This window comes from Pseudomonas sp. NY15435, assembly GCF_048068295.1.
Lineage (GTDB): Bacteria > Pseudomonadota > Gammaproteobacteria > Pseudomonadales > Pseudomonadaceae > Pseudomonas.
The window spans coordinates 52,199-61,964 of sequence record NZ_JBLUQA010000021.1 but is presented as its reverse complement, the minus strand read 5'-3'; the positions used below and the strand labels follow the sequence as shown (position 1 = coordinate 61,964).

The following is a 9,766-nucleotide window of genomic DNA, read 5'->3' as shown; positions in this document are numbered from 1 at the left end:
CCAAACCGGGCAGAGCTTGGGGCATATCGCCCAGCCGCCTGCTCGGCAGGTCGTTTTTTGAAGCAACTGGGCTATCGGACTCGGAACGTCGGGGCTAATTCAGACCATCCTATGCTTTTTGTTGTGGCGGTTAGTTGTCTCTAAAGTTCCGTATTCAGTATTTTTTTAATGAGCCTGCCAATTCTCTGGACGAACATGAGGAGCCCGTTCATGAGAATAATGAGACTGCAGGAAGTCATGGCCACAACTGGTCTGGCTAGATCGACTATCTACAAATTCATCGCTCTTGAAAAATTTCCTAAACCTGTTTCATTGGGAGGGCGATCTACAGGTTGGGTCGCTGAAGAGGTGAATGAATGGGTTATGGAGCGAATTGAAGAGCGTGACGCGCTCCTGGATACGTTTTGAGGGAGTGCTGGGCTAGTGGTTTGGGTGACACCATGACTGGTTGCAACCCCCAGTCATGGTGTTTATGCCGTATGCGCATGATAATTAATTTTTAGTAAGTGAAGTACCCTGGTCTCTATATGGGTGGGTTCGGCTTTTTAACTATAAAGTACTTGCCTCTGACTCTAGAGCTGGAAATTCTTTGTGCAGTGCTTTTGCTGGGCATGGTACTTGTAGATAGGATGTTGAGGATTTAGATAGAATTTGAGTGTGGGAGATTATGCCATGGGAAAAGAGGTTTTGTATTCTGGCCCAGGTAGGCCGTAACATCTGGGAGGCCCGCAGGATCCAGCAGCTCTAGCTCGCTCACCTGAGCCCTGACATGCAGTTTAGGGTTGGAAGGGCAATTTCGGGCGGAGTCGGCAAGGTGTCTTACTGATACAGAGAGGAAGCAGCAGTGGCCGAAATTGATAATCTCACTCGGCAGAGACTTCGGGAGTGGCAGATCCGTCGCGTGGACGTGAAAGAAAAAATGAGACTGCACCCCGATAGAGCTCTGGAATTTTCGAGGGTACTGGACCTTATGGATGAGGAGCACGCCGAAATTCTCAGTGGAGCGACGGCCAATCTACCTGGGAGAGATCATCAGCAGGCGACAGCTACTGAGGAGGATGACCCCACCATGCATGACCGTCCTCCTGCAGTGAGGGCCTTTTCCCTGCAATTGCAGGTGGACTCAGGTAGTTCCGAAGGGCTCCGCAGGCTGCTTGAGCTGGCGCTGTACGAGCTGAATGAGTGCATCGATAGCAGTTCTCATGTGGCAGGGGAGCAAACGACGTTCCCGGGAGGCACCTCCGGCACTTTGGGGAGCTACCGCTTTGAGTTCGGCGTCAAAGGTGAGGAAAGCCATGACTGAATCCGGTGGAGCGAGCGGGGTGGATTGGACGGCCCCGGAAACATTGGAAAAGCAGCTGCGGCCACTGCTTAAGCATTATGATGTCAAGGATCGAGGGCATGGGCTCATTTATGTGGACCATCAGCAGTACAATATCGTGACTGCTTATAGGATTCTTGGGGACCTGAGCACCAGCCTTGGTGTGCCGGCATCACTCATTCGCAACAGGTTGATTGAGTTGGGTTGGTTTAACGATGCACGCAGCACGTTACCTGTCAGAGAAAGTGTCGAGCGTGTTGTCGACAGGCTTCAGCCGTGGAAGGGGTGCTGGCCAGATATAGAAGATTTTGAATTGGATGAAGATCCTGACTGGGATTGATCCCAAAATTCTGCCCCACTGGCTATGAGAACTTATGCATCCGGAACACTTTGATTTATCCAGCCCTGTATTCTTGCCTATTACAGATGAGGTATGTGAAAGTCTGTTAGGCGCCGATAGCGCAAAGCTACTTGCGACGTTAACGGATGCGGAGCTGGCTGCAGTTTTAGTGATCCAAAATTTGGTGGCAGTATCAGAGGGTAAGCTTACTCCTCATGACGTTGAGCGGGTTCTGGCAAGCCTTATTGCGTGGTCTGTAGACAGCCAGAACTCCGCGCCTTCAGGATTACTATCTGAGGCTAAGCGACTTTTTGATCCGCGAAAGCTCCATGCCGGCCGCAACTTTCTGAAAAATCTAAAAGTGCGCTACCTCGCTGCCGATGAAGTGTCGGCTCGCGATTATTTGCTTCCCAATGGGAAGTGGGATATGGCATTCAAGGTTCGCCACCTAAGGGGGAGGAATCCGTTCAGTCAGCAGGTGGTGACACCGAGGCACCGTGAGCTCTGGTTGAGCTCTGCGCAAGATAAATTAATCAGAACTTTCCATGCTAACATGGACGAGGATCTGCATGTACAAGGATACGCAGGGATTGGTAAGAGCCATTTATTAGGTGCATTAACGGAGTACTTGAGGCCAGAAGCGACATTGTTGTTGGCCCATACGCCTGGAAAGTTGGACGCCCTTCGAAAGCGTATGGGCGGGTCAGGTGACAGGAAGATTGGGGCGACATTCATTAAGTTTGCGCAGTTCTTACTGTATGGGCCAAGATACCAGCCGGCAAGTAACGTACTCAGGGTCCCTAGTAAGTACGAGTTGGCGGAAGAGCTCAGTATTATTTGTGTCCGCGAATATGATGCCCAGGCTACTATTAATATCTGCCTTAAAGTCTTAGAGTGTTATTGCAGATCTAGGGACAAAATGCTTTCGGCTAAGCATATTCCTTACTTCAACTATCCCTTGTCCAATCTCGATAGTACGGTGCTTCTTCAGAACTCAATCCGCCTGTGGAGTTATCTTGAGTCAAATCCTTCCTGGGCAAGAAAGACTGGGTTCGAGGCACTATTGCTGATAAAGCGAGCGGATTTGGCTGCGTGCGTGGTGCCTGCTCGTTACACGCACGTGTTGATCGACGAAAGCCAAGATGTCCCTATGTCTTTGCTTCAAATAATAGAGCGGGGTCGCCAAGTGCTTATCACTCTTGGAGATGAATATCAGCAAGCGAAAGAGTCGGTGGTAAAAAGAAGTCGTGAGGTCCGACGAAGCGATATTAGTCGTTCAGTTCGGTGCGGGCGTAATGTGGAGGATTTAATTAATCCTTTGATTTCCCGGCACTCAGCTAAAGGGAAAATTGCTTTTGAGGGAGCGAGCGACATTGATGTCGGTATCGAACATTATCCAGTAGGGTTCCTACCACCTGCGGGTAGTGTTGTGATGGTGGCCTCTTATTGGGATATGATGAAGTGGGCTATTGAGCTTAGTGAGGCAAACTGCCGAGTGTACTTTGCTAATCAAGCTGCGGAAGCAGATTTCAAATGCTTCATGGCGACTGTTGTTGCGCTGTTTAAACCGAATTACTACAGTGCTGACCAGGGTGTAGATGGCCCTCATCCGTTCTTCAGTGAAATGATCAGCTGGAGGCAGGTTCGTGAGGTTTGTAAGTTTGATGAGTCATTTTCTTGGGTGGAAGATAAGCTAGAAAAAGGCTTCAATGTTTCTGATATCGTCCGCATGAGCATGATGTTCGAGCAGTCTAGTAATAGCTGCATACTGATTATGGCAGAAGAGGCTGGCGGGATGGAGTTTGATAAAGTTCTACTGACTCCAGGGCTTCTAACCACTGTTATGTTCAAAGATTCTGCTGAGTTTGATCAAAGGATTTGTGCAGTTTACATTGCTATATCTCGTGCAAGAAGAGAACTCTACATTCCTTACGACGTGGTCGAGTGGATTGAGTATCACCATGGTCAGCTGTTCCGTGAGAACGGTGGTTATTGATTTGTTTCGAGGAGGATAGTTGGCGATAAATGGCTTGCTAGCGGTGGTTGCCAGTTTTCGAATGTTAATATTTTGTAGGAGTAATTAGCTCTTCAGTGGTGTCAATGATCTATGCTGTTTTTTTGCTATTGCCCTCTCTGTTCTTGAGATGAGTATTTTCGGCACGGGTAATATGCTTTATCTGACTTCATGCTCCGTTACCACGCGCTCGGTCGTCCTTTCCTCTGCACGGTGATTGCTCTCCGGTGCCCTGAACATTTCGTTGTAAAAAAATACCTCATACGCAGAGGGTGTGAACCTCACACAAGGAGCACCCCTCATGCCTCGCCATGTAAGCAACACTAACCTCCACTTGCACTACCAAAGCACTTTCGAGGGTTGGTCCGTTATGGACGAGAAGGGCCCTTTTATTGAGCAGTACCTTTGTCGCTGTAAACGTACGATCGAACTGGCTCTGGAGCAGTACTCCAGGGTGTTCGCTTTCCGAGTGGACTTACGGCTGCCACTGAGGCTTGAGCTCCCTGCGCGTGTCTACACGAATGTTGTCATTAGGGAGTTCCTGGAGTCGTTCAAAGCCAAGATCGAGCACGACCGACGGAGAGCTCGAGCGCGCAACCGATACGCCCATGACAGCACAGTTCGCTATGTCTGGACCCGAGAGCTGGGGAGTGGAGGTAGGCCCCACTACCATCTGCTGATCCTCCTCAACGCGGATGCGTACTTTAGAGTGGGTAAGAAGACCTCTTCTGGACAGAACATATTCACCCGTTTGCAGGAGGCGTGGGCGCAAGCGCTTAGGCTAAGAGTTGAGGCTGTAAGTGGGCTGGTAGACATCCCTATAGCGGCTGAGTATCGAATCACTCGACAGCCCGCCGATGAGGAAGCTCTGGCTTCTTTGTTCTATCGAGCGAGCTACCTGTGCAAGGCTGCTACCAAATCCTATGGAGATGGCCTGCATGGCTTTGGTAGCAGCCAGCATTGAGGCTCTCAATTGCTAGAAGGCTTGCCCGGCGTTGGCTCTGTTTGGGTAGTCTGGGCCAGCCGGGCTTTTAGATGGGTCTTCCGTAGAATTTTCCCGTCTGAAGCTCGGATCTTGTACAGCACACCGTCCTTGAGCAGATAGGTGATGTCCGGCATGGCCAGGATGATATTGCCTGTGAGAGAGCCATTATCGGTAGTGACCTCTTGCTCGGTTTCTAGCCCCTGCAGTTTTTCTTCAACACCGAGTGATTGCGCTGCAACCTTTAAGGCTGCGTCCTTTCCAGGAGTGAACGCAAAAAAGTAGGGGCCCGTCACAACGAAGAACAGTCCCGAAGCGATAACCCAAGCGAGTAGGGCTTGTGGGACGAAGTGCATGTCTCGCTTGAAGCGAAGCATGATCGCCATCACCGGTAGCGTGAGGAAGGACGCGACGATGGCTACAGCTAACTGACCAGAGAGCGTCATGTTCAGGAAGCTGACGTAGCCAAAGGAGAGTAGGTCGGAAAGGGTGAATGCGACTTCGGTTCGGCTGATGCCAAAGGGCTGCATCAGTCCTACGTAGCGCATGTAGCCCATCACGAGGAGTGCGGTATTCGTTACCCCAACCATGATCGCAGCGAGCTTTAGAAATTGATCAATGCTGATCAGGCCGGTGCGCGGCCCTGTCTCTTGAGCTGCGCTTGGATGTGCAACGGGGTGGGCAGTGGTAACCACGAGTGGTGGGCTTAGAAGCTCGACCCGCACCGTCCTTTCTTTGTTCCAGAACATCCTTGTCTCCTTTAGGCGTGGTGCCCACCATAAACTGGGCCAGTTCCCTGTATTAGTCTGGCCGTTGGGTACGTACCATTCAGAGCTCCTCTGGGACCTTCTGCGAAGCTTGCGCTGGGCTGGAGCTCATCGAGATGCTGGAATGTTCTGAGTCCATTTGCAGCTGGGATAGTTAGAGCAACCGTAGAACTCTCCATACTTTCCGGATCTGACCTTCCTGAATCCATTGCCGCACGCCGGGCAGGGTTCCGAGGAGACCGCGGCTCCATCCTGGCCGACTATGGTGAGCTGCTTTTTTTTCTCCAGCTCGACCAAGAAGGCAGAGCGTCGGAACTCAAGCGTGTAGATGAAGACGCCGCGCCGCGCGCGAGTGAGAGCTACGTAGAAGAGGCGGCGCTCCTCAGCGAAAGGGAACTCCTCAGCTAGCGGCATAGCTGCTTGGAGAATTGGGTCGTCGGTGATTTCGCTAGGAAACCCTTTGCGCCCGCGGGTGACATTCAAGATCAAGACGTAGTCTGCCTCAGTGCCCTTGCTACTGTGCACCGTGGTGAAGTTGACTTCGACATTCGGCCCGCAGATTCGCTTGAGCTCGGGCATGTTGTACGGCCGATCGCTGCGATATCTGCCAAGCAGCATAATCGTGGGTTTACGAGGTAGATCCCACACGGTTTTGAGTTTTGCCGCGATCTTCGTCAGGGTGTTTTCTACGAGCCCTCGCAGCTCATCATCGCTTTGTGCGGCGTAGCATTGCAGCGCCTTTCCACTCACAGTCGAAGTCGTCTTGACGTCCTTCTTTAGCTGTAGCGGATTTTGCTGAACGAAGTCGCTGGAGATCTTGCAGATCTCTTCCGGGCAGCGAAATGTTTGCGTCAGCTGTAGCACAGTTCCTGAGCCGTAGAACGTTTTGAAATTCCGCATAACGCTGATGTCGGCCCCGGCAAAGCGGTTGATGCTTTGCGCGTCATCACCGACGGCTGTGAGGAATGTGTCCGGTCTCACTGTGATTGCGCGAAGCAGCCGCGCTCGTGCAGCTGAGGCATCCTGATACTCGTCGGCGATGACAAGCTTATAGGGGGAGCGGTATCGCCCCGATTCGGCGTGATCAATGGCGAGGTTGATCATGTCGTCGAAGTCGACTGTGCCAGCAGCTTTTAGCTCCGTCTGCCAACGATCGAGCACTCTCTCATACAGGCGGATGATTAAGGGGCCGCGAATAGGGTCGACTTTTGCAGCTCGCTCACTGAGCTCGTTAGGGCCTAGGCGGTTGCCTTTGGCGTGTTGAATCAGGTTGCGGATGATCCTAGCCAGCGCTTCGTATTCAAGCGGTGGACGGCCGGTTGGGATCCGATCTGGATCTGGTTTGAGAACAACCCCGCGGCTCTCGAGTGCGTGCTGAAGCGCTGGCAGGCCCTCGCCGCACCGTAGTGTGTGGCTAGTTGTCTCGAACAGATCCGTCTGATGTTGCTGATGCAGAGCGCGTTTCCAAGTGACACCCTGGGCGTAATCTTTGAACTCCTTAGGCGGAACACCGTGGGCGTCTAGCGCAAAGTGCTCATGGAACAGCTGTATCTGCGGATAGTAGAAGTCCGGGTGGTATTGGCTGTGCTTGGCGTCGGCTGTATCGAAGGGGTAGGGGGCTTCGTACCGATAGTCCACCCAATGGAAATACAACCAGTCGGCAATCAGTTGCTCCTCGCGACTTTTGACTTTTTCTCCTCGCGAAGTGAGCAGCTCATCATCGTCACTCTGGGAAGACGATGATGAGCCAGGCATCCCGCCAATTGGGCGAGAAAAGACTGTCCTGACCAACATCAGAGTGCTGTGGAAGGCGGCATCAGTCTGATCCAGTGCTTGCATCAGCGACACCACCTTTGCGATGTCCTGTCCAGACTCAAGCCACGGCGCTGGGCGCGGTTTAGAGCCTGTCGCCTCTCCAACTACTGAGAGCCCGAAACTGTGGAACGTCCGACATTCGATGTTATTGGCGTCTGGGTATTGAGCCAGACGCTTGTCCAGGCGTTGCTGTAGCTCTTCAGCTGCGTCTGCGTTGAAAGCCAACATAAGAATTTCGTGAGGCTTGGCAATCCCCGTAGCGATTGCGTAGGCGGCCTTAGCGACCATGGTCGCAGTTTTTCCTGATCCAGCTGCCGCCACTAACAACAGCTTGGAGTCGAAGCAGATCACGGCCCGCCGTTGCTCCATGGTGAGCGGCGTGGTTTCAAGAGTGTCGAACAGCGAAAGCGACTTGTGCCGCTCGAAGAGTGCCTCGTTGAGCCTGCTCAGGTGGGCATTCAGGCCCTGTGCAGGGCTGATGGGCGGCGTCGGCAGGATGTCGGGATAAGCCTTGCAGGCGTCAACTATCAGAGGGTGCGAGGCGATGTCCTGAACAGAAAGACCGCATTTGAGATCAGCTTCCGCCTTGCTGCTGGCCAGGTGATCTCCCATCCACGATGGATGCCAGCTGTCGGGTAACCTGCTGAGAATCCTTTTCGACCATTTCGCATAGTCTGCCAAGGCCTCTTTTCCTGCCGTGGCAAGATACTTGAGCTGCAGAGACCTGAATGCGCTGAGCCAGCGATCTCCCTCGACCTTTTCGATTCCATCGAGCTTAACGTCGTCACCCTTGAGCGTTCTGATCTGCAGTGCTGCCCAGACAATTCCAGGCAGTAGCTCAATCTCTGCGATAGCCACGAGCGACCAGGAGTAGCTCTGGTCTCCAAGCTTTAGGGTGAGCTCGTCCTCGGTCAGATAAGCAGTGAAGCGAGGCGAGAATGTGAGGCCGGCGCCAATAAGACTATTCTTGAGTAACACGTCCTTGTTCCGATGCGCGGGATTCGGAGATCCCTTGAGCCAGTTCGTCTTTGTATCACAAGGATTCGTTGAGTCCTTAGCCTGGGCCGAGCTGACAAGCATTGGGTGAGTTTCGGTGCCGACTTCAAAATACAGCGAGTAGTCTAGCGGCAGCTGGAGAACGTTTGAGCCGGTGCTGAGAAAGAAGCTTCGCCACTGAGGTCTTCCGGCTCTACTGCGTGATGGCTGGTCTCGACAGCTCGAAGGCTCGTCTTTAAGCAGTCATGCTGGCTCTAGGAGGGCAGAGCAGGGATTTCGCCATGCTCGAACAAATCCCAGTACCACCAACCTTTTGGGTACTTCTGTCTGTCTGCATAGTGGATGCGTTTAGCAGCCTTACGCTGCTGGTATTCGGGAGTATTCATGCCAAAAACCTCAATGGGGTAGTCACACTCCATATCCAGCAGCCAGAAGTCCGGGAAGACTGCGTCGTCGTGGTCAAACCTCATCGGTTTTGTGAAGCTACGTCCGGCGGCGACTAGTTGCTGCTCCAGAGTTCCTTCGTAGCTCGAATCCAGCGGAATGAAGCGTTCGCTTAGACGTAAGAGGCTAATCCCTAGAACGTCAGCAGTGTCTACGGACGTGCGCGGATTTTTGGGACAGAGTGCCATCTGAACGATTGCATATACTTTCGCCCCGCGTTGCCAGGCACCAAGCTCGTTGGCATAGCTAAGTCTGAGTGCGGCTCGAGTGACCTCGTCTAGCTGTAACTTGGGTACACCGAAGGGCGCGCCTAGGCGTAACTGGAGCATGTCATTGTCTCGTTCCGGATCGAAGCGAGCCAACGGCCCTATTGCCACTAGTCGCAGTCCGCTTCCTCGGGCTTTACTGACCACTCTCTTGTTACGGTCATGTTCTTGCTCGCCTTCCCGCGCAGGTAGTAATAGGACTTCGTCCAGCGTTCTGTGGCGGACATGGATTCGCCTTGCTTGAGTGAGAAGTGCATTGCCGACGCGCTGATCCCATAGTTTTCTTGGATGATCGCTGTGCCAAGTATTGAGCTCCGCTTCCGTCCACAGAAGGTCGAGCAGACCGCCCAGGCTCATTGTGTTTCGGCGTTGCCTTGGAGCGCGATCCCGTGGGGGCGCTAGCGCAGGTTCGGTAGCCCCCGCTCGCGGAGGCGACAGTGCTCGATCTAGCCGGATAGCCAGATCACCATCCTCGCGAATCTGAACTGCTTGCTGGGTGTAGCCTTGCATTCCGCTCTGCTCGTTGCTGGGAGCATAGAATCGGCATTTCTTGTGATGGTGATGGCTCGTATCGCGAAAGCGAGCTACGTAAAAACTCTCTCCTAGGCGTCGGATCGATACGGGCCTAACACGGTCATCATTCATGCACATGCAGAGGCCGTGAGTGGACCGATGAGCTTTCTCAAGGGCGTCGATCCATGCTTTGCCGGATTGCTCCGAAGGAAGGAAAACTTTGCCAGTGTTAGCAATCTTGATCGGATATTTTTGCACTGCAAATCCTTAATCGACTGTCCTTTTTTGCTGCCGACCCTGCTGCGGGG

The 9,766-nt window shown here is 52.8% G+C and carries 8 protein-coding genes; 5 read left to right on the top strand and 3 right to left on the bottom strand.

The genetic code is table 11. The annotated features are described in order from the left end of the window. Positions 1-210: 210 nt before the first annotated feature. The 5 genes from ACNFH5_RS29915 to ACNFH5_RS29895 all read left to right on the top strand — a co-directional run bounded on the left by ACNFH5_RS29915 (position 211) and on the right by ACNFH5_RS29895 (position 4,639). Entirely contained in the window at positions 211-408 is a 198-nt protein-coding gene (locus ACNFH5_RS29915) for an AlpA family transcriptional regulator (protein ID WP_416752463.1), read from the top strand. 436 nt (positions 409-844) lie between these two features. Next, positions 845-1,303 carry a hypothetical protein gene (locus tag ACNFH5_RS29910; protein ID WP_416752461.1) on the top strand — a complete coding sequence of 153 codons (459 nt, stop codon included), beginning with the start codon at positions 845-847 and terminating at the stop codon, positions 1,301-1,303. Then, positions 1,296-1,661: a hypothetical protein gene (locus ACNFH5_RS29905; protein ID WP_416752459.1), complete on the top strand. Its 366-nt coding sequence runs from the start codon at positions 1,296-1,298 to the stop codon at positions 1,659-1,661. The genes ACNFH5_RS29910 and ACNFH5_RS29905 overlap by 8 nt, the downstream gene beginning before the upstream one ends. Before the next feature lie 34 nt (positions 1,662-1,695). Next, a complete protein-coding gene (locus ACNFH5_RS29900; RefSeq protein WP_416752457.1) occupies positions 1,696-3,657 on the top strand; it encodes a hypothetical protein in 1,962 nt (653 codons plus the stop codon). Between the two features lie 319 nt (positions 3,658-3,976). Then, on the top strand, positions 3,977-4,639 hold the full coding sequence (locus tag ACNFH5_RS29895; RefSeq protein WP_416752455.1) for an inovirus Gp2 family protein: 663 nt from the start codon (positions 3,977-3,979) through the stop codon (positions 4,637-4,639). 5 nt (positions 4,640-4,644) lie between these two features. On the opposite strand, the gene ACNFH5_RS29890 is transcribed toward ACNFH5_RS29895, so the two are convergent. The 3 genes from ACNFH5_RS29890 to ACNFH5_RS29880 all read right to left on the bottom strand — a co-directional run bounded on the left by ACNFH5_RS29890 (position 4,645) and on the right by ACNFH5_RS29880 (position 9,716). Further along, on the bottom strand, positions 4,645-5,406 hold the full coding sequence (locus ACNFH5_RS29890; RefSeq protein ID WP_416752453.1) for a hypothetical protein: 762 nt from the start codon (positions 5,404-5,406) through the stop codon (positions 4,645-4,647). A gap of 126 nt (positions 5,407-5,532) precedes the next feature. Further along, positions 5,533-8,217 (bottom strand): UvrD-helicase domain-containing protein, encoded by a 2,685-nt coding sequence (locus ACNFH5_RS29885; RefSeq protein WP_416752450.1) that lies wholly within the window; start codon positions 8,215-8,217, stop codon positions 5,533-5,535. A gap of 272 nt (positions 8,218-8,489) precedes the next feature. Continuing rightward, complete coding sequence (locus tag ACNFH5_RS29880) at positions 8,490-9,716, bottom strand: DUF1173 family protein (RefSeq protein ID WP_416752448.1); 1,227 nt, start codon at positions 9,714-9,716, stop codon at positions 8,490-8,492. Between the last annotated feature and the right edge of the window lie 50 nt (positions 9,717-9,766).